The following is an 18319-nucleotide window of genomic DNA, read 5'->3' as shown; positions in this document are numbered from 1 at the left end:
TGTGCAATGGAACAGATCGGCGAAGTGATCAGAAGCTTGCGCAAGGCGCGCAAACTCTCTCAGCAGGCACTGGCTCAACAATACGGCATGAGCCGCGCCACCATCTCGGGGATCGAAAACAACACGGTCTCCGAAATCGGCCTGCGCAAGGTTGAGGCGATACTCAATGGCTTCGGTTACGAGTTGGTTGCCGTTCCCCGTAAGTCCAATCGCCCAACCCTCGACGCTCTGCAAAAAGTGAATTTCCATGACTGAAACGCCGGACAGGTTGCAAATCCGTGTAGGTGAGCAGGTGGTCGGGACGCTGGGGCGCGGGCAGATTCGCGACGACAGTGTGTTCAGTTATCGCGAAGATGCCAGCGCCGACAATGCGGTATCGCTGACGATGCCCACTCGCCTGGACAGCTATGGCTGGGAACATGGTATTCACCCCGTCTTCGAGATGAACTTGCCCGAAGGCGCGCTGCGTGAGGAGTTGATGCGGCGCTTCAGTAAAGCCGTGCGTGGCTTCGATGATTTTGCTTTATTGGCTATCGTTGGCCCACATCAGCTCGGCCGTCTGGCAATTGCCAGCACACCGGCGACTGATCAGCCTCCGGCAACATCCCTCAGCGATCTGCTGGTGCACGATGGTGCTCAGGGGCTGTTCGAAGATCTGTTACAGACCTACGGTCAGTATTCCGGAGTGTCAGGCGTGCAGCCCAAAGTGCTGGTGCGTGACAGCGCTGCCGCGATTGATCGCCTGACTCATCGGGGGGCGACTCATCTGGTCAAGGCCTTTCGCGCCGAAGAGTATCCGCAGCTGGCAACCAATGAATATTTCTGTATGCGGGCGGCACAGCACTGCGGCCTCGAAGTGCCAACATTCGAGCTCAGCGAGCGCGGCAAATTTCTGGTGGTCGAGCGTTTTGACCTGAGCGATTCGGGGTACCTCGGTTTCGAGGATTTCTGTGTACTGAATGGGTGGCCGTCGAAAGCCAAATACGACGGTTCCTATGAAGGTGCCGCGCGGCAGATCAAGGCATTCGTTTCGCCGCAGTTGCTGGGCTCTGCCCTGGAAGCGTTTTTCAAGATTGTCGCGTTGTCTGCGGGGCTGAAAAACGGTGATGCGCATCTGAAGAATTTCGGCGTGCTTTACGAAGATTGTGCAGAGCAGTCATCCGTCAGGCTCGCGCCGGCGTACGACATCATCACAACGTCGGTTTATATCAAGAGCGACAGCATGGCGCTGCTGCTGGGCGGTTCAAAAGCCTGGCCCAAGTACAAGATGCTGGTGCGGTTCGGTCGTACGGCATGCAACCTGACCGAGGCGCGTTGCAACGAATTACTGCAACAAGTGGCTCACGGCATGCAGATGGCGATCGAGGAAATGGCCAGACACAGCCGCAAGTACCCCGATTTTGCCGAAGTAGGCGAGGCGATGGTCGAACAGTGGACTTCCGGCCTGCAACGCAGCTTGATCAAGGGCTGATGTTCAGCGCAACTGATCGCGAAACTGCCCCGGCGTCATTCCCGTCCAGCGCTTGAACGCGCGGCTGAAGCTGCTGGTGTCGGCAAACCCCAGCAGGTAACTGACTTCACTCAACGAACACTGCGGATCGCGCAGGTGCAGCAGCGCGAGGTTTTCGCGGCTCTCGTTGAGCAGCGTGTCGAAGCGACAGCCCTCATCCGCCAAGTGCCGTTGCAGGCTGCGCAGGCTCAGGTGCAAGGCCTGGGCGATGCGTTCGGCGCTAGGTTCGCCTTCAGGCAGTTGCTCTTCGATAGCGTCGCGCACCTTGCGCTCCCAGGTCAGCGGTTGGAGCTGGGCCAGGGTGCGCTTGAGCACCGCTTCGTTGTGTTCGGCCAGTTCCGGGTTGGCGTCGTCGAGGTGGCTGTCGAAGTCGGCGAGGGCAAACTCCAGGCGATCTTCGGCGCAGGAGAAATGCACCGGAGCGCGGAACACCCTGTGCCACTGATGCGCATCGGACGGTTCCGGGCGGCGCAGGTACACCGCCAGCGGCGCGTAATCGCGACCCAGGCGATTGCGGCAAGTACGCACGTAGATCGCGGCAAACGCATCGATGGCTTCGAAGGCCGGCGCCGGATTGCCTGACGGAATTTTCAGACGAAACAGATAGCGGTCATCGCTGCGGCTCAGCTCCAGTTCCAATGCATCGCTGACCACCGGGTGATAACGCACGATGCGTTCGAACACTTCGCGCAGACTGCCGCTGGCCACCAGCGCATAACCCAGCGCATGGAACGTGGTCGGGCTAACGAAGCGCGACACTCGCAGGCCGATCGCGGGATCGCCGCTGAACTGCACTGCCAGTTGCCACAGGCGCGTGGTGCCGGACAACGGATAACGCGCGTTCGGGTCGTCCATCAACTGCGGATCGAGTCCGGCCTGTTGGCACAGGCCGAGACTGTCCAGCCCCAGCGCATCGAGTTGCTTGCGCAAGGCACGGGTCCAGCTGGCGAGCGAGGTCGGTTCCTTCATGCTGATTGGCGCTTCCGGTCAACAGGTTGGCGTTCACGGCTACCATCAATAAAGCTTTCGCAAGGCAGGATGCGAACATCAATAACCAGAGGATGGAAGCATGGACCGTACTTCTGCAAGTCCCCAGCGACACAATGCTGCCCAGCGATCAGCGCATATTCGCGAAGTGGTGCTGGCCAAGGGCGTCGAGTTGCGTCAGCGCTATCCGATTTTGCAACACCAGGACGCCCTCGGCGCGGGGATTCTGGCCTTCGCCCTGGCCGGGATGATCGGTTCGGCGACGCTGTACATCACGGGTCACATGGCATGGTGGGTGTGCCTGCTGCTGAATGCGTTTTTCGCGTCCTTGACCCACGAGCTGGAGCACGACCTGATCCACAGCATGTATTTTCGCAAGCAGCGTGTGCCGCACAATTTGATGATGGGCCTGGTCTGGCTGGCGCGGCCGAGCACGATCAACCCGTGGATCCGCCGCCATCTGCACCTCAACCACCACAAGGTCTCCGGCACTGAAACCGACATGGAGGAGCGGGCGATCACCAACGGCGAGCCTTGGGGTTTTGCGCGCTTGCTGATGGTCGGCGACAACGTGATGTCGGCGTTCATCCGCATGCTGCGGGCCAAGACCTGGGCGCACAAATTCAACATCATCAAACGTACCCTGAAGGTTTACGCGCCGCTGGCGCTGGTGCATTGGGGCGCGTGGTATGTGTTTCTCGGTTTTCATGCGGCGAATGGCATCGCCTACCTCATGGGTTCGCCGATTGAATGGTCGGCGACCACGCTGTCGGTGATGCAGGTGATCGATATCGCGGCAGTGGTGATCATCGGTCCGAACGTGCTGCGCACCTTTTGCCTGCACTTCATCAGCTCGAACATGCATTACTACGGCGACATCGAGGCGGGCAACGTGCTGCAGCAATGCCAGGTGTTGAACCCGTGGTGGTTGTGGCCGTTGCAGGCGTTCTGCTTCAACTTCGGCAGCAGCCACGGGATTCATCATTTTGTGGTGAAGGAACCGTTTTACATCCGGCAGATGACCGTGCCGGTGGCGCACAAGGTGATGCGCGAGATGGGCGTGCGGTTCAATGATTTCGGCACGTTCGGGCGGGCGAACCGGTTTGTTCGGCGGGATGAAGTGGTAGCGGAGGAGGCGCGTACGGCTCAGGCTTGATGGTGAATTTGCGGGCCTCTTCGCGAGCAAGCCCGCTCCCACAGGGGAACGCATTCCAACTGTGGGAGCGGGCTTGCTCGCGAAGGCGTCGGATCAGGCAACCTCAATCCGGCTGAAACGGCGAAGCACTCAGAATCACCCCGGTCTCCTCCACATATTTCTGCCAATGCCCAATCAAGGTGCTGAGCTTGTCCGGCTGACTCGACGCCAGATCATGAATTTCCCCCGGATCGCTGCTCAGGTCATACAGCTGCCAGGTCGCCGGCCCCACCGGCCCGGGGATCCACACGGCTTTCCACGACCCTTGGCGAATTGCCCGCCGGCCAAACAACTCCCAGCCAGTCACGGTGTGCTCGTCATGCACCTGCGCCGTCTCGCCGGACAAAAAGCCCAGCCACGATTTACCGCGCAGCGGCGCCACCGGTTTGCCGTGCCATTGCTTGCCCGGATGGCGCACGCCGGCCAGATCGAGAATCGTCGGGGTGATGTCCATCACCGTGCCGAAGCCGTGGCTGATCTGCCCTTTGATTGGCAATTGCGGATAGTGCAGCAGCGCCGGTACGCGGATCCCGCCCTCGGTGGTGAAGGCTTTGAACAGCCGTGACGGCGCGGTCGCCACCTGCGCCCAGCTCGGCCCGTACCAGACGTAGGAATTGGCGCGGCCGATGTTGTCGAGGCTGTTGTCGTAATGCTGATTGAGGTAGGTCAGCAGTTCCGGGCCGAACTTGGGAAACGCCTCCAGCAGTGCGCCCTCGGCACCGTTGTCGGACATGAACAGGATGAAGGTGTTATCGAGTTGGCCCTGCTGGCGCAGGTAATCGACCACCCGGCCGATGTTCCAGTCCATGCGCTCGACCATGGCCGCGTAGACCTCCATGGCCCGCGCGGAAATCTGCCGTTGCTCATCACTCAGCGCAGCCCATTGCGCATTCAGTTGAATCAGTGGATGCGGCTCGACATCCGGCTCGATGAGGCCCAGCGCCTTGAGTTTTTCCAGGCGCTCCAGACGCAAGACTTCGGGACCGGCGTCGTAGCGACCACGGTATTTTTCGACGATGTCGGCCGGTGCCTGTAACGGCCAGTGCGGTGCGGAGAAGGGCAGATAAGCGAAGAATGGCCGGCTCTGATCGCGCTCCTTGAGATACTGCAGCAGCTTGTCGCCGAAGGCATCCGACGAGTAGAAATCCTTGGGTAATTTGTCGATAAAGGTGTCGTCTTCGATGTACAGCGCCGGGGTCGATTTCAGCAGGCCAGGGGTGTGTTCATCGTAGGTCGGCTCGAAACCATAATGGTTGGCCGCACCCGGCAGCAGCGAGAACGAACGCTCGAAACCACGAGCCTGCGGTGCCAGTTCAGCAGTCAGGCCGAGGTGCCATTTGCCGCTCATCAACGTCTGATAACCGGCCTCGCGCAGCAGCTCCGGCAGGGCGACGACGCGGTCGTTGAGGTAGCCCTCGTAACCCGGTTTGCCGATCAGCTCCGGGGTCAGCGCTTCGGCCATGGTGCCGATGCCGGCGATGTGGTGGTCGGTGCCGGTCAGCAGCATCGAACGGGTTGGCGAGCAGGTCGGTGCGGTGTGGAAATCGGTCAGGCGCAGGCCGTTATTGGCCAGGGCATCGAGGTTCGGCGTGGCGATTTCGCCACCGAAGGCGCCGATGTCGGAAAAGCCGAGATCGTCGGCCAGAATCACCAGAAAGTTGGGGCGTTGCGGCATCGAAAAGCTCCTCTCAGCAGGCAATGAACGACAGCGGCAGATCGCGGATCTGGACCGGCAGGCTCGGTTGGTAATGGTCGTCACTGGTCAGTTCGTGCAGCAGCTCTTCGCGCAACTGATGGAAGTCGAAACTGCTGCGCTGACGCGGGTGCGGCAAGGCGATGTCGACCACTTGCTTGATCCGTCCCGGACGCGGCTCCATCACCACCACGCGATCGGCGAGAAAGATCGCTTCTTCGACGTCGTGGGTGACGAGGATCGTGGTGATTTTCGCCCGGTCGCGGATCGCCAGCAGCTCGTCCTGCATTTGCTGACGGGTCAACGCATCAAGGGCGCCGAACGGTTCGTCGAGCAGCAGAATCCGTGGGCTGGCGACCAGTCCACGGGCAATCGCCACGCGCTGGGCCATGCCGCCGGAGAGCTGGTGCGGATAGGCGCGGGTGAAATCGCGAAGGCCGACCAGATCGATGAAATCGTTGATGCGCTGCTGCTTTTCGGCGGTGCTCAGCGGCTCGTTGACCAGGCCCAGACCGATGTTGTCGGCCACGGTCAGCCACGGGAACAGCCGATGCTCCTGAAACACGATGCCGCGCTCGCCGCCGATGCCGCTGACGGCTTTGCCATCGACACTGATCTGCCCGCGAAACTGCGTATCCAGACCCACCAGTAAACGCAGCAAGGTGGATTTGCCGCAACCGCTGGAGCCGACGATGGCGACGAATTCGCCCTCGGCGATGTCGAGGTTGAATTCGCGAATCGCCTCCAGTTCGAAACCGTCGACGTCGAAGGATTTGCCTACGTGGGTGAAGCTGACAATCGGTGCGTTCATGCGTGTCTCCAGCGAGTAGCGCGAATTTCCAGGCGTTGGCCGATGAGGTTGAGCAGGGCGCCGGTGAGGCCGACCAGCAGCATCGCGGCCATGATCAGATCCATGCGCAGCAGTTGTTGGGCGCCGATCATCTGGCTGCCGATGCCGCCGTTGGACGGCATGAAATATTCGGCGCCGATGGTGCCGAGCCAGGCGTAGATCAGGCTCAGGCGCAGCCCGGCGAAAATCCCTGGCGCCGCCCCCGGCAGCACCAGACGGCGCAGGCGCTGACCGAGGCTCAGGCGCAGCACCTGCGCGGCTTCGTTGAGTTGTGGCGAGAGGTTGGCGACGCTGCGTTGGGTGGCGATGAACAGCGGGAAAAACGCGGCGAGGGCGACGAACACCCACTTCGCCAATTCACCCAATCCGAACCACGCGGTGAGCAGCGGCACCCAGGCGAAAATCGCGATCTGGCGAATGGCGGCGAGAGTCGGGCCGAGCAGCCGTTCGCTGGTGCGCGACAGACCCAGCAACAGGCCGAGGGCGAAACCGAGTCCGCCGCCCAGCAGCAACCCGCCAAGGGTACGACCGAGGCTCAAGGCCATGCCGCTGATCAGCGTGCCGTCGAGCAGACCGTTCCTGGTCGTTTCCAGTACCGCCAGCGGGCTGACCAGAATATTCACATCGACCCACTGCTGATCGCTCGCCACTTGCCAGACGCCGATCAGGCTCAGGGGCAACAGCCACGGTTGCAGCCGTTGCCAGCCTTGATAACGTGGGCCTCGGCGGATTTCCGCAGTCGCCGGGTGCGGCCAGTGCACCAGTTTGCGGTCGAGAAAACCGATGCCGCGATCCATCGCGACACCGAGCACACCGATGACCACGATGCACACGAACACGATGTCGAGCATGAACAGTTGCCGTGCCCAGACCATCAGGTAGCCGATGCCTTCGCTGGACGCCAACAGCTCCACCGCCAGCAATGAAGTCCAGCCAGCGGCCAGGGCCAGACGCACGCCGGCCATGAACGCCGGCAGTGCAGCGGGCAGCACCAGGCGCCGGATCAGCAAATACGACGGCAGGCGCAATACGGCGGCGGCTTCGCGCAGTTTCGGTTGCGCATCACGAACGCCGACCAGGGTGTGCAGGGTCACTGGCACCACGATGGCCTTGATGAGCACCACCAGTTTCAGCACTTCGCCGATGCCGAAAAACACCATGAACAGCGGAATCCACGCCAGCGTCGGTACCTGTGCCAGACCGGCGAACGTCGGGAAGACCAGGCGTTCGAGGCGACGGCTGAAGCCCAGCGCGGCACCCAGCAGCGCACCAGCTGAGATCCCTGCCAGCAAGCCCCAGAGCAGACGTTGCAGGCTGATCCACAAATGACTCCACAACTCGCCCTGGGACAGCTCGATGGCGCTGTTCCACACCAGCGATGGCGCCGGCAGGATCTGCTCGCTCATCCATTGATTGCGTGCGGCCAGCCACCACAGAGCGAACAGGCTGATCGGCAACAGCCATGGCAACAGACGTTGGTTGAGGCTCGGCCACGCGCGCCGGCTTTTCAGAGGTGGCGCGGGCAGCGGCAGGCTGAGCAGGGAATCACGGGCCATGGGTGACCTCCGTTGTCGGGTTGCATGGCGAACCGCTGTGCCTGTGTGGGAGTGGGCTTGCTCACGAAGACGGAGTGTCAGGCACCGATGATGGTGAATGACACGGCCTCTTCGCGAGCACGCCCGCTCCCACAATTGGCTAGCGGTGTATGCAAAATTGATCTATAAAAATTCAAATCAATTCTATTGAGAGATAAGCCAGACCATTTAAGGCTTGCAGCGCGACGCGCATCCAATGCATTCGAAGAATATTTTCGATGCTGTTAATGCATACGCCGCTGCAGCCCGCGTGATTTCACGCTTAGCGCTAAAGGCTATAAAAATGTGCATTTATAGTATTTAAGCGAAGGTCATGCTTCGGCCTACTTTCGGCTCCTCAACGCCTGTCGTGATCTAGGAGCCGTACCCATGAACCTTCCCTTCAAACGAGTCTTCAGTCTGTTTGCCATTCCGGCACTGGCGGGCCTGCTGGCGTTTAACGCGCAGGCTGACGAACTCAAGGAAATCAGGATCGCCGTGCCTGACCTGAGCGCCGGCACCCAGCACAGCGGCGGCGGTGTGGTGGACGTGCTGCGTGACCAGCAGATCTTCGAAAAAGCCTTCGCCGATCAGGGCATCAAGATTCAGTGGAGCTTCTTCAAGGGCGCCGGGCCGGTGATCAACGAAGCGTTTGCCAATGGTCAGGTCGATCTGGCATATCTGGGCGACCTTGCGGCGATCATCGGCAAGTCCAATGGCCTCGACACGCGTTTGCTCAGCGCCAGTGCGCGTGGGGTGAAACAGTATCTGGGCGTGGTGCCGGGGTCGGGGATCAAGACACTGCAGGATCTGAAAGGCAAGCGCGTGGCGATCTTCCGTGGCACCGCCACGCAGCTGTCGTTTGATGCGGCGCTGGCCAGTCAGGGCTTGAGCGAGAAGGATCTGAAAGTGATCAATCTCGACTTCAGCGGCGCGGTCGCGGCATTGGCGGCGAAACAGATTGACGCGTCGTGGGGCAGTTCAGGGCTGACGGCGCTGCAAGCCAAGGGGCTGGCGGAATTGCCGCTCAATACCAAGGATCTGGGTGGCGCCGGCAGCGTGCAGTCAGTGCTGGTCGGCACCGGCAAGTTCGTCGACGGGCACCCGGAGGTCGTGGCAAAACTGCTCAAGGCGCAGCAGCAGGCGGTTGAGTGGCTGACTCAGGACAGCAACAAGGCTGCCTACGTGCAATTGGTGTCGGGGCTGGCGAGTTATCCACCGGTGATCCTGACCCAGGACCTTCAGGATCAGAAACTCAGCGAAGTGTTCCCGTCGACGCTGGACCCGGTGTTCCTCGGCAAGTTGCAGGACTCGGTAGACCTGGCGGCGCAGCAGAAGCTGATTCGCAAGCCGTTCAAGGTCAGTGATTGGGTGGCGCCTGAACTGGCGGCGGCCAAGCTCTGAATCTCCAGTGTCTGGACGGGCCTTTTCGCGAGCAAGCCCGCTCCCACAGGGATCTTCAGTGAACACAGATTTTGTATTCACAACGATCCCCTGTGGGAGCGGGCTTGCTCGCGAAGGCGTCCTCAAACCGCGACACTGATTGCCTGTTTATCCACCGCCACCAACGTCTCGATCATCGCTCTCGCTGCCGGCGACAAGCGAAATCCTGTGCGACTGACAATCCCGCAGCGCGCGTTCATGCTCTCCAGATTCTGCGGCAGATTGCGCCAGTGCAGCAGCGCCAGTGAACCCTGGGCAATGTCCTCGTAAAACGCTTCTTCCGTACCGATGCCGATGGCATTCGATTGCAGCACCACTTTCACCAGCGCCGGGAAATGCTCGGTCTCGATGGTCGGCGAAAAATCGATCCGGCCGCTGAGGTTCGCCAGCAGTTTGCGAATCCCTGGCGGGATCAGCGTGGTCGCCAGCGGGTAGTCGAACATGTCGTTGGTCGACAGGCTTTCCTTGGCCAGCAGCGGATGCCCGGGTCGGCAGAAAAACACCCCGCGCTTGGGCGTCAGGGCCTGGGTCTGGAAGTTCGGGTCGGCTTCGAAGTGGCGGATGTCGGCGATGAAGAATTCGATCTCTTCACGGCTCAGCGCACGGCTGAGTTTTTCCCAGTTATCCACCTGAAAACAGGTGCGCACTTTCGGGTGCGCGTTGATGAATTGCGCCACCGCGTCCGGCACCAGTTTCACCGCCGGGGCCGGGCCGCAGCCGAAGTGCAGTTCCCCGGCATCGAGCTTGGTCATCTGCGTCACTTCCGCGCTGAGCAGCGCCGCGCCTTGCACCAGGGTCAGGGCGTGTTGCAGCACCACCTGGCCTTCGGGTGTCGGGCGCAGATCCTTGTTGCCGCGATCCACCAGCACGCAGCCGAACTCTTGCTCCAGCCCTTGAATGCTGCGGCTGAACGCCGGTTGAGTGATGCCCATCGCGTCCGCCGCACGGACAAAACTGCGGTGTTCGTTGAGGGCGATGAAGTAGCGCAACTGGCGAAGATCCATATGCTTTTCCGGCATCCTAAAAATAGCTCGAAGGCATTTGCGACGAGGGTTGCTTGAGGTTTTAAATGCAAGCTCTTATTCCGTCAACGAAGCATGTGAATATCTATTAGATGTAAATGGAATATAGATAGAGCGATGTTTCGCTGCCGCCTAACCGCAAGCAGTCGATGAGGGTCTACCCATGAGCAATGCCGCACTCGCTGTAAAACCTGCTGTCCACGCGCTGGAAATCCATCCGGTGGCCGGCCGTATCGGCGCCGAGATTCGTGGCGTGCACCTGTCCGGTGAACTGGACGCCGCCACGGTCGAAGCCATTCAGCAGGCGCTGATTCAGTACAAGGTGGTGTTCTTCCGCGAGCAGACCCAGCTCGACGATCAGCGCCAGGAAGCCTTCGCCCATCTGCTCGGCGAGCCGGTGGCGCATCCGACCGTACCGGTGCGTGAAGGCACGCGTTATCTGCTGGAGCTGGACGGGGCCGAAGGCCAGCGCGCCAACTCCTGGCACACTGACGTGACCTTCGTCGACGCCTACCCGAAAGCCTCGATCCTGCGCTCGGTGGTGGCGCCGGCCTTCGGTGGCGACACCCTGTGGGCCAACACCGCGACTGCCTACAACGAACTGCCGAGCGAGCTGCGTGAACTGGCGGACAAACTGGTCGCCGTACACAGCAACGAATACGACTACGCCGGGGCCAAGCCAGACGTGTCGCCGGAGAAGCTTGAGCGCTATCGCAAGGTCTTCACCTCGACCGTCTACGAGACCGAGCATCCGGTGGTGCGTGTGCATCCGATCAGCGGCGAGAAAAGTTTGTTGCTGGGGCACTTCGTCAAACGCATCAAGGGTTATTCGCAAGCCGATTCGGCACATTTGTTTGGCCTGTTGCAGAGCCATGTGATCCGTCAGGAAAACACCGTGCGCTGGCGCTGGAAGGCCGGTGATGTGGCGATCTGGGATAACCGTTCGACTCAGCATTATGCGATTGATGATTACGGCACTCAGGATCGTATCGTGCGGCGGGTGACGCTCAAGGGTGAGGTGCCGGTTGGGGCATCGGGGCAGCGTAGTCAAACCATCAAAGGGCTTGATATCGGCGGCGTTTGATCGGGCCCTTTCGCGAGCAGGCTCGCTCCCACATTGGAAGTGTGTTGAACACAATGGATGTGAACAACATATGGCCCTGTGGGAGCGAGCCTGCTCGCGAAGCTTTTAATTCACCAAACGCCAATCTGCACGACCTTCTCGGTCTCCGGCTCGCCATAGCGAAACCGCTGTCCACGCAAATCAATCTCCTGATGACTGATCGTGGTCCGCCGCTTCAAGCCGCGTACCCACTCGAACAGATATCCCGCATGCTCCTCGCGCACTGCAGCGTAATCAGGATCATCACCCAGATCGCGCAACTCCTGCGGATCATTCAGCAGATCAAACAACTGCGGCCGGAAGCCGTCGTACGCCAGGTATTTCCAGCGCTCGCTGCGCACCATGGTCATGCGGCAGCGGTCGATCGGCTGGCCAAGTCGCTCGCGTGCCGGGGCCTGGAAGGCGTAGTCGTATTCGCTGATGGCGTAGCGGCGCCAGTCGGGATTTTCGCCGTGCAACAGCGGGATCAGCGAGCGTCCTTCCAGGCGATGCTCGGCGCCCGCAAGGCCCAGCGCCTGGAGAAACGTTGGCAAGGCATCAATGGTTTCCGCCAGCCGCTCATCCACCGTGCCCCGGGTGATGTCCGCCGCCGTGCGCGGGTCGCGCACGATCAATGGCACGCCCACTGCCTGTTCCAGCAAAAACTCCTTCTCGCCCAGCCAGTGGTCGCCGAGAAAGTCGCCGTGATCGCTGGTGAACACGATCAAGGTGTCATCCCAACGACCGTTGCTCTGCAGAAAATCGAACAGCCGCCCGAGCTGATCATCCACTTGCTTGATCAGGCCCATGTAGGTGGGGATTACATTCAATCGTACTGAATCACGGGAGAAGTTGAGGCTTTCCTCATGCTGGCGAAACGCCGCGTATACGGGGTGTTTGCTCGCTTCGGAGGGCGTCGCGCGGACCGGTTCGAGAATCGATTTCGTACTGTACAAGGCGTGGTATGGCGCCGGTACGATGTAGGGCCAGTGCGGTTTGATGTAGGAGAGGTGTAAACACCAGGATTTCTCACCTTGCTCGGTGATGAAGTCGATGGCTCGATTTGTAGTGTAGACAGTCTCTGAGAACTGCTCGGGAATTCGCGCTGGCAAATGCGCATGACGCATGTGCCAGCCGCTGAGGATTTCGCCGTTCTCGCCTTCGGCGGCGTTGGCCCAGTCGTGCCAGGGGTTGCGCCCGGCGAAGCCCTGCTCGCGCAGGTAATGGGTGTAGGGCGCGGACTCGCGTTTGTCGTCGAACAGCGGGTCGTCGGGGAAGATTCCGTCGTGGCGGAAGTACGGCTCGAAACCGACCTCGTTGAGCGCTTCGGCCTGCGCGCTGTCCGGGTTGATCGCCAGACGCTGCAGGGCGTCGACATTGGCCGTGGCGTGGGTCTTGCCGACCAGCGCGGTGCGGATGCCGTGGGGGCGCAGGTAATCACCGATCGTCAGTTCTTCCAGCGGCAACGGCACGGCGTTCCACGTGACCTGATGGCTGCTGACGTAGCGCCCGGTGTAGGCCGACATCCGCGACGGGCCGCAGATCGTGCCCTGGGTGTAAGCGCGGCTGAAGCGCACGCCAGCGGCGGCCAGGCGATCGATGTTCGGCGTGTGCAGATGCGGATGACCGTAACAGGACAGGTAATCGCGGCGCAGCTGATCGCACATGATGTACAGCACATTGCGCACAGGGTTTTGCGGATTGGACATGAGATTCACCGGTCAGAAAGACAGGCGAGGGTTGTCGCTTTCGGCGGGGGTGTTCGGCAAGTGCATTTGGGGAATGGGTTTTATGCGGGGATTGCATTGGCGCCTGTAACGGCCTCTTCGCGAGCAGGCTCGCTCCCACAGTGGATTGTGGTGAGCGCAGAATTTGTGATCGACGCTAACTCTGTGGGAGCGAGCCTGCTCGCGAAGGCGGTGGATCAGACTGCAAAATTCTCCAGCGAACACACCTCCTCATCCACCGCATCAATCGCCTTGATCTGCTCAATCATCGCCTCGGCCAGCGGCGACAAGCGATACCCCGCCCGACTGACAATCCCATAGCGGGTGTACAGCTCTTCCAGATCATCCGCCAGGCCGTCGATCCGCAAACACACCAGCTCACCCTTGGCCTGATGCAGCGCATCTGAATACGCCCCGACAATGCCGATCGCATCCGAACGCAGCACCACGCTGAGCAGGCTCGAGCTGTTTTCGCATTCCACATTCGGCGTGAAATCCGGGCGGCCGCTGAGGTCGACGATGACCTTGCGCAAGTTCGGCGGACGAATGCTCACTGCCAGTGGATAGCTCATCAATTGCTCGGCCGAAACCCGTTCAAATGCCGCTAACGGATGCCCGGCACGGCAACAGAAATGCCATTTGCGCGGCCGCAAGCGGTACGTCAGGTAATCCGGATCGGCCTCGAAGTGTCGAGTGTCGGCGACGAAGAACTCGAACTCCTCGCTGAGCAGGCGTTTGCTCAGGCTCTGCCAGTCATCGACCTGAAATTGCACCCGCGCTTTCGGGTAGCGCCCGATGAACGCGCCGATCGCGCGCGGGATCAATCCGGCCGCCGGCGCCGGGCCGCAACCGAAGCGCAACTCGCCCGCCTCCAGACCATTGAACTGACTGATCTCGTTGGCCATCTGCTGCGCGCCGCTGACCAGTCGCCGTGCATGTTCGAGCAGCACCTGACCCTGCTTGGTCGGCGGCAGATCCTTGCGCCCGCGATCGACCAACTGACAGCCGACGCTGTGTTCCAGCGCCTGAATGCTGCGGCTGAACGCCGACTGCGACAGGTTCACCGCCTGCGCGCCGGCGACGAAGCTGCGTTGTTCGGCGAGGGCGATGAAGTGACGAAGTTGGCGCAAGTCGATATGCATTTTTCACATAAAAAATATCCGGGAAATGCATTGGATATGCATTAGGTCGACTCCTTATAAAGGCAATCTCTTATGCAGTAAATATTTGTAAATCCATAAATAAATAACCGAAAAGAATATGCAGCGCTGAAGATGTCTGTGTGTTTTTTGACCAGGAGCCGCGCCATGAGTCCGTTGAACCTTGCGTCACCCTTAACGCCACGACGGCTCAAACGCCTGCCTCTGGCCCTGTTGCTGGCGGGGAGCGCCAGCTGGACTCACAGCTACGCCGACGAGGCCGAAGCACCGCCACCGGCGCCGGCCGGCAAACCGGCGGCCAACAGCTCGCAGCTGGAAACCGTGACCGTCACCACGCGCCGGCGCGAAGAAAGTTCGCAAGACGTGCCGACGCCGATGAGCGTGGTCAGCGGGCAGAATCTGGAGACGCAGCGGGTCTACCGGATTCAGGATTTGCAGCAACTGGTGCCGAGCGTCAACGTCGCCTACATGCACGCGCGCCAGTCCAGCGTGTCGATTCGTGGCCTGGGCAACAACCCGGCGAGCGACGGCCTGGAAGGCAGCGTCGGTCTGTACATCGATAACGTGTATCTGGGTCGTCCGGGGATGGCGGTGTTCGACCTGATGGACATCGAACAGCTCGAAGTCCTGCGCGGGCCGCAGGGCACGCTGTTCGGCAAGAACACCACCGCAGGGGTGATCAACATCAGCACACGCGCACCGACGTTCACCCCTGAGCGCAGCATCGAAACCTCGTTCGGCGAGGACGGCTACTTCCAGACCAAGGGCACCATTTCCGGGCCGATCAACGATGAACTGGCCGGGCGCTTTTCGGCCTATCGCACCCGCAGCGACGGCGATATAAAGAACGAATACAACGGCCATGAGCTGAACGGAGGCTCGCGCGATGGCTTCCGTGCGCAATTGCTGTTCAAGCCCAACGAAGATTTCAATCTGCGCTGGATCGGCGATTACAACGAAGAGGACTCCAGCGCCGGCACGCGCGTGCTGTACAACACCGGACCGACCATCAACGGCGTCAACCTCTACCAATCGCGGGCCAATGCCGCCGGCGCGACGCTGGTCAACGGCTCGCACCGCAAGGTCAATCTGGACAACGACCAGCACGTCACCGTGCATCAGGGCGGCACGTCGGTGGAGGCCAACTGGACGCTGCCGAGCGATTTCACCCTGACCTCGATCAGCTCCTATCGCTTCTGGAATTTCACCCCGGCCAACGACGACGGTCTCAACGTTGCGGCGACCTACAATGCCGGGGTTTCGGTCGAAGACAAACAGTACTCGCAGGAATTTCGTCTGGCCTCGCCCAAGGGCGAGTTCTTCGATTACGTGGTGGGCGCTTACTACTTCGGCTCGGATCTGGACAACAAATCCTTCGCCTATTACGGCCCGCAGGCCGACATCTGGAACGGCACGCCACGCGGTGCGCTGGCCAACGTCGGCAGCGTCGGCAACGGCCACATCAAGACCGACAGCTTCGCCCTGTTCGCCCAAGGCACCTGGCACCTCACTGAGCGCCTGGACTTCACCGCCGGGGTGCGCGGCACCTATGAAGAGAAGAACGCCTGGGTCACCCGCGATGCGCCGGTCGGTGGTGCCACTGTCACCGGCGCAGCGGCCACGGCACGCCGCGGACGCACTGGTGCATACGATTCCGGCGATCTGAATCAGTACAGCTCAAGCCCCTCCGGATTGCTCAACCTCAGCTATCGCATCACCGATGATCTACTCGGCTACGCCACGCTGTCCCACGGCGAAAAATCCGGTGGGGTGAACCTCGCAGTGGGTTCGGCGCCAACCGCCGGCGCCGACTCGCTGCTGATCGGCACCGAGCGCGCCAACAACGCCGAACTCGGTTTCAAAAGCACCTTGTGGGACCGGCGTCTGCAGCTCAACGCCAACGTTTTCTGGACTCAGGTCAACGCCTATCAGACCAACGCCTACGACGACGTCAACCGCGTGCAATACCTGACCAACGCCGGCTCGGTGCGCTCGCGCGGCGTCGAATTCGAAAGCACGGTGATCCCGTTGCGCGGCCTGACCCTGAACTTCAACGGCTCGTACAACGACGTCAGCTACCTCTCGTACAAAGATGCGCCGTGCCCACCGGAAGTCAGCCAGGCACCGGGCGCACCGGCGTCCTGCGACCTCAGCGGGCACCAGGTGGTCGGCGCGTCGAAATGGATCGGCAACGCCAACGGCAAATACGAATGGAATCTGGCCAACGGTCTGCAACCCTACGTCACCGGCAGCTACGCGTTCCGCTCCAAAGCGGTGGGCACGGTCGAAGATTCCGACTACGGGCAGATCCCGAGCTACGCGGTGGTCAACCTGTCCACCGGTCTGCGCGGCGATTTCAATCAGGGCCAGTGGGACGTTTCGCTGTGGCTGAAAAACGCCTTCGACAAGACCTACTACACGACCCTGTGGACCGGCGGCAACGGCGGTTATGAAGGCCTGCTCGGTACGCCGCGCACCCTCGGCGTTACCGGTCGCTACGACTTCTGATCTGTCATTCAAGGAGCTGCATCATGTTGCCAGGCAAAACCGCTTTAGCGCTGTTGTTATCCGGCGCAGCGTTGAGTACCTCGGTGTTCGCCGCACCCAGCGTGTACCCGACCGGCGTCACCCGCTACGACCCGAACAAGGCGTTCAACCAATACGTGATTTTCAGTGGTGCCGACAAGCAGACGCACCTGATCGACATGAACGGCAACGAGGTGAAAACCTGGCCGCAGGCGGGGTTTCCGTCGGCGATCATCGACCCGCAACTGGTCGGCGGCGAGCGCGGGCATGTGCTGTTGCAACTGAGCGACAAGGATCCGGGCAAGCTCGGCTCCGCCGGTAACGGCCTGGGCAATCAGAGCGTCGGCGAGCTGGACTGGAACGGCAAAGTGGTCTGGCAGTGGGGCGACAAGGCGCCCGGCGGCGCAGCGCAGCAACACCATGATCAGCGACGCCTGAGCAACGGCAACACCGTGGTGCTGGCGAACAAGGTGCATAAGGTCAAAGGCTTCAAAGTCCCTGAGGTGATCGACGATGCAATCTATGAAATCAGCCCCGACGGGCAGGTGAAATGGCAGTGGCTGGCCTCGGAACACCTGAACGAATTCGGCTTCACCCCGGAGCAACTGAAGCTGGTGCGCGCCAGCGACAACCCGGATTACCTGCACATCAACAACCTCAGCGTGGTCGGGCCGAACAAGTGGTTCGATGCCGGGGACAAGCGCTTCAATCCAGACAACCTGTTGCTCGATTCACGCAACGCCAACTTCATCGCAATCATCGACAAACACAGCGGCAAAGTGGTCTGGCGCCTCGGCCCGAACCTGCCGCTGATCAACCCGAAAACCGCACAGAAACTGCCGCGTCCGGTGGATCAATTTGTCGGCCAGCACGACGCGCACATCATCCCTGTCGGGCTGCCCGGTGCGGGCAACCTGCTGGTGTTCGACAACCAGGGTTCGGCGGGGTATCCGAACGTCACCCTCGGGCTGATTTCCGGCTCGCGAGTGCTGGAAATCGACCCGCAGAAAAATGAAATCGTCTGGCAGTACAGCGCGGCGAATTCGAAGCAGCCGGGGTGGGCGTTCTATAGCTCGTTCATCAGCAGCGCGCGACGTTTGCCCAACGGCAATACGCTGATCGACGAAGGCATGAACGGGCGCTTTTTCCAGGTCACGGCCGGCGGCGAAAACGTCTGGGAATACGTCAGTCCTTATCTGGGTAAAGCACCGGGCAGCGACGCGATCAGCAACTGGGTCTATCGGGCGTTGCCTGTGAGTTACGACTGGGTGCCGAAGGGTACGCCGCGCTCCGAGACCGCCGTGATTGCCCCGGCATCGGCGGCGCAGCAGACCAGTGCCAGTCGTTAGTTGAAATGGAATTAATGCTCGAGTGAATCGCGATAAGTTATGTGCGAGATGAATAGTGCTTATTGCAATTTCGTTGAAAAGTCGCGTGGACAATAAGTGAATGGCCAACCATCCTGAGTGTCGTGAGTTTCCAGGAGGGAACTTGCTCTCATCGGAAGACACTTATCCAACGATAAAGGAA

Annotated in this window: 14 protein-coding genes; 7 read left to right on the top strand and 7 right to left on the bottom strand. The window is 60.8% G+C overall.

What is annotated here, in order from left to right; translation table 11 throughout:
* Positions 1-6: 6 nt before the first annotated feature.
* Together AC3WMV_RS25440 and AC3WMV_RS25435 are read left to right on the top strand one after the other, a co-directional pair.
* On the top strand, positions 7-255 hold the full coding sequence (locus AC3WMV_RS25440; protein ID WP_103368632.1) for a helix-turn-helix domain-containing protein: 249 nt from the start codon (positions 7-9) through the stop codon (positions 253-255).
* Positions 248-1471, top strand: a complete 1224-nt coding sequence (locus AC3WMV_RS25435; protein WP_103368633.1) for a type II toxin-antitoxin system HipA family toxin — start codon at positions 248-250, stop codon at positions 1469-1471. Before AC3WMV_RS25440 ends, AC3WMV_RS25435 begins: the two co-directional genes overlap by 8 nt.
* 3 nt (positions 1472-1474) lie before the next feature.
* Here the strand turns inward: AC3WMV_RS25435 and AC3WMV_RS25430 are convergent, their stop codons facing one another.
* Positions 1475-2479, bottom strand: a complete 1005-nt coding sequence (locus AC3WMV_RS25430) for an AraC family transcriptional regulator (RefSeq protein ID WP_103368634.1) — start codon at positions 2477-2479, stop codon at positions 1475-1477.
* A gap of 100 nt (positions 2480-2579) precedes the next feature.
* Between AC3WMV_RS25430 and AC3WMV_RS25425 the strand changes: the two genes are divergently transcribed.
* Positions 2580-3653, top strand: coding sequence for a fatty acid desaturase (locus tag AC3WMV_RS25425; RefSeq protein ID WP_027611156.1), 1074 nt, complete (start codon positions 2580-2582; stop codon positions 3651-3653).
* Positions 3654-3756: 103 nt separating this feature from the next.
* Here AC3WMV_RS25425 and AC3WMV_RS25420 read toward each other — a convergent pair whose 3' ends face one another.
* The 3 genes from AC3WMV_RS25420 to AC3WMV_RS25410 are packed head-to-tail and all read right to left on the bottom strand — an operon-like array spanning position 3757 to position 7791.
* On the bottom strand, positions 3757-5367 hold the full coding sequence (locus tag AC3WMV_RS25420) for an arylsulfatase (RefSeq protein ID WP_103368635.1): 1611 nt from the start codon (positions 5365-5367) through the stop codon (positions 3757-3759).
* Between the two features lie 13 nt (positions 5368-5380).
* Positions 5381-6196: an ABC transporter ATP-binding protein gene (locus AC3WMV_RS25415; protein WP_027611158.1), complete on the bottom strand. Its 816-nt coding sequence runs from the start codon at positions 6194-6196 to the stop codon at positions 5381-5383.
* Positions 6193-7791 carry an ABC transporter permease gene (locus AC3WMV_RS25410; RefSeq protein ID WP_103368636.1) on the bottom strand — a complete coding sequence of 533 codons (1599 nt, stop codon included), beginning with the start codon at positions 7789-7791 and terminating at the stop codon, positions 6193-6195. The genes AC3WMV_RS25415 and AC3WMV_RS25410 overlap by 4 nt, the downstream gene beginning before the upstream one ends.
* 408 nt (positions 7792-8199) lie before the next feature.
* Between AC3WMV_RS25410 and AC3WMV_RS25405 the strand changes: the two genes are divergently transcribed.
* Positions 8200-9213: an ABC transporter substrate-binding protein gene (locus tag AC3WMV_RS25405; RefSeq protein ID WP_097086835.1), complete on the top strand. Its 1014-nt coding sequence runs from the start codon at positions 8200-8202 to the stop codon at positions 9211-9213.
* 122 nt (positions 9214-9335) lie between these two features.
* Here AC3WMV_RS25405 and AC3WMV_RS25400 read toward each other — a convergent pair whose 3' ends face one another.
* Positions 9336-10256 (bottom strand): LysR family transcriptional regulator, encoded by a 921-nt coding sequence (locus AC3WMV_RS25400; RefSeq protein WP_096797773.1) that lies wholly within the window; start codon positions 10254-10256, stop codon positions 9336-9338.
* 181 nt (positions 10257-10437) lie between these two features.
* Between AC3WMV_RS25400 and AC3WMV_RS25395 the strand changes: the two genes are divergently transcribed.
* The gene (locus tag AC3WMV_RS25395; protein ID WP_103368637.1) at positions 10438-11358 is read left to right on the top strand and encodes a TauD/TfdA dioxygenase family protein; all 921 of its coding nucleotides are present in this window, start codon (positions 10438-10440) and stop codon (positions 11356-11358) included.
* Positions 11359-11468: 110 nt separating this feature from the next.
* On the opposite strand, the gene AC3WMV_RS25390 is transcribed toward AC3WMV_RS25395, so the two are convergent.
* Together AC3WMV_RS25390 and AC3WMV_RS25385 are read right to left on the bottom strand one after the other, a co-directional pair.
* A complete protein-coding gene (locus AC3WMV_RS25390) occupies positions 11469-13085 on the bottom strand; it encodes an alkaline phosphatase family protein (RefSeq protein WP_103368638.1) in 1617 nt (538 codons plus the stop codon).
* Between the two features lie 215 nt (positions 13086-13300).
* The gene (locus AC3WMV_RS25385) at positions 13301-14245 is read right to left on the bottom strand and encodes a LysR family transcriptional regulator (RefSeq protein WP_027611164.1); all 945 of its coding nucleotides are present in this window, start codon (positions 14243-14245) and stop codon (positions 13301-13303) included.
* 165 nt (positions 14246-14410) lie between these two features.
* Between AC3WMV_RS25385 and AC3WMV_RS25380 the strand changes: the two genes are divergently transcribed.
* Together AC3WMV_RS25380 and AC3WMV_RS25375 are read left to right on the top strand one after the other, a co-directional pair.
* Positions 14411-16771 carry a TonB-dependent receptor gene (locus AC3WMV_RS25380; protein WP_103368639.1) on the top strand — a complete coding sequence of 787 codons (2361 nt, stop codon included), beginning with the start codon at positions 14411-14413 and terminating at the stop codon, positions 16769-16771.
* Positions 16772-16794: 23 nt separating this feature from the next.
* Complete coding sequence (locus AC3WMV_RS25375) at positions 16795-18138, top strand: aryl-sulfate sulfotransferase (protein WP_103368640.1); 1344 nt, start codon at positions 16795-16797, stop codon at positions 18136-18138.
* The last annotated feature ends 181 nt before the right edge of the window (positions 18139-18319 follow it).

Source organism: Pseudomonas sp. FW305-3-2-15-E-TSA4, from assembly GCF_058787295.1.
Note: the sequence above shows the minus strand (reverse complement) of the source record. Positions and strands in the feature narration are given on the sequence as shown.

What these genes read in the sequence shown, in the direction of transcription:
- AC3WMV_RS25375 (WP_103368640.1), top strand. Translation starts at nt 16,795, where the DNA reads ATGTTGCCAGGCAAAACCGCTTTAGCGCTGTTGTTATCCGGCGCAGCG.
- AC3WMV_RS25420 (WP_103368635.1), bottom strand. Translation starts at nt 5,367, where the DNA reads ATGCCGCAACGCCCCAACTTTCTGGTGATTCTGGCCGACGATCTCGGC.
- AC3WMV_RS25385 (WP_027611164.1), bottom strand. Translation starts at nt 14,245, where the DNA reads ATGCATATCGACTTGCGCCAACTTCGTCACTTCATCGCCCTCGCCGAA.
- AC3WMV_RS25440 (WP_103368632.1), top strand. Translation starts at nt 7, where the DNA reads ATGGAACAGATCGGCGAAGTGATCAGAAGCTTGCGCAAGGCGCGCAAA.
- AC3WMV_RS25380 (WP_103368639.1), top strand. Translation starts at nt 14,411, where the DNA reads ATGAGTCCGTTGAACCTTGCGTCACCCTTAACGCCACGACGGCTCAAA.
- AC3WMV_RS25415 (WP_027611158.1), bottom strand. Translation starts at nt 6,196, where the DNA reads ATGAACGCACCGATTGTCAGCTTCACCCACGTAGGCAAATCCTTCGAC.
- AC3WMV_RS25435 (WP_103368633.1), top strand. Translation starts at nt 248, where the DNA reads ATGACTGAAACGCCGGACAGGTTGCAAATCCGTGTAGGTGAGCAGGTG.
- AC3WMV_RS25405 (WP_097086835.1), top strand. Translation starts at nt 8,200, where the DNA reads ATGAACCTTCCCTTCAAACGAGTCTTCAGTCTGTTTGCCATTCCGGCA.
- AC3WMV_RS25425 (WP_027611156.1), top strand. Translation starts at nt 2,580, where the DNA reads ATGGACCGTACTTCTGCAAGTCCCCAGCGACACAATGCTGCCCAGCGA.
- AC3WMV_RS25395 (WP_103368637.1), top strand. Translation starts at nt 10,438, where the DNA reads ATGAGCAATGCCGCACTCGCTGTAAAACCTGCTGTCCACGCGCTGGAA.
- AC3WMV_RS25410 (WP_103368636.1), bottom strand. Translation starts at nt 7,791, where the DNA reads ATGGCCCGTGATTCCCTGCTCAGCCTGCCGCTGCCCGCGCCACCTCTG.
- AC3WMV_RS25390 (WP_103368638.1), bottom strand. Translation starts at nt 13,085, where the DNA reads ATGTCCAATCCGCAAAACCCTGTGCGCAATGTGCTGTACATCATGTGC.
- AC3WMV_RS25430 (WP_103368634.1), bottom strand. Translation starts at nt 2,479, where the DNA reads ATGAAGGAACCGACCTCGCTCGCCAGCTGGACCCGTGCCTTGCGCAAG.
- AC3WMV_RS25400 (WP_096797773.1), bottom strand. Translation starts at nt 10,256, where the DNA reads ATGGATCTTCGCCAGTTGCGCTACTTCATCGCCCTCAACGAACACCGC.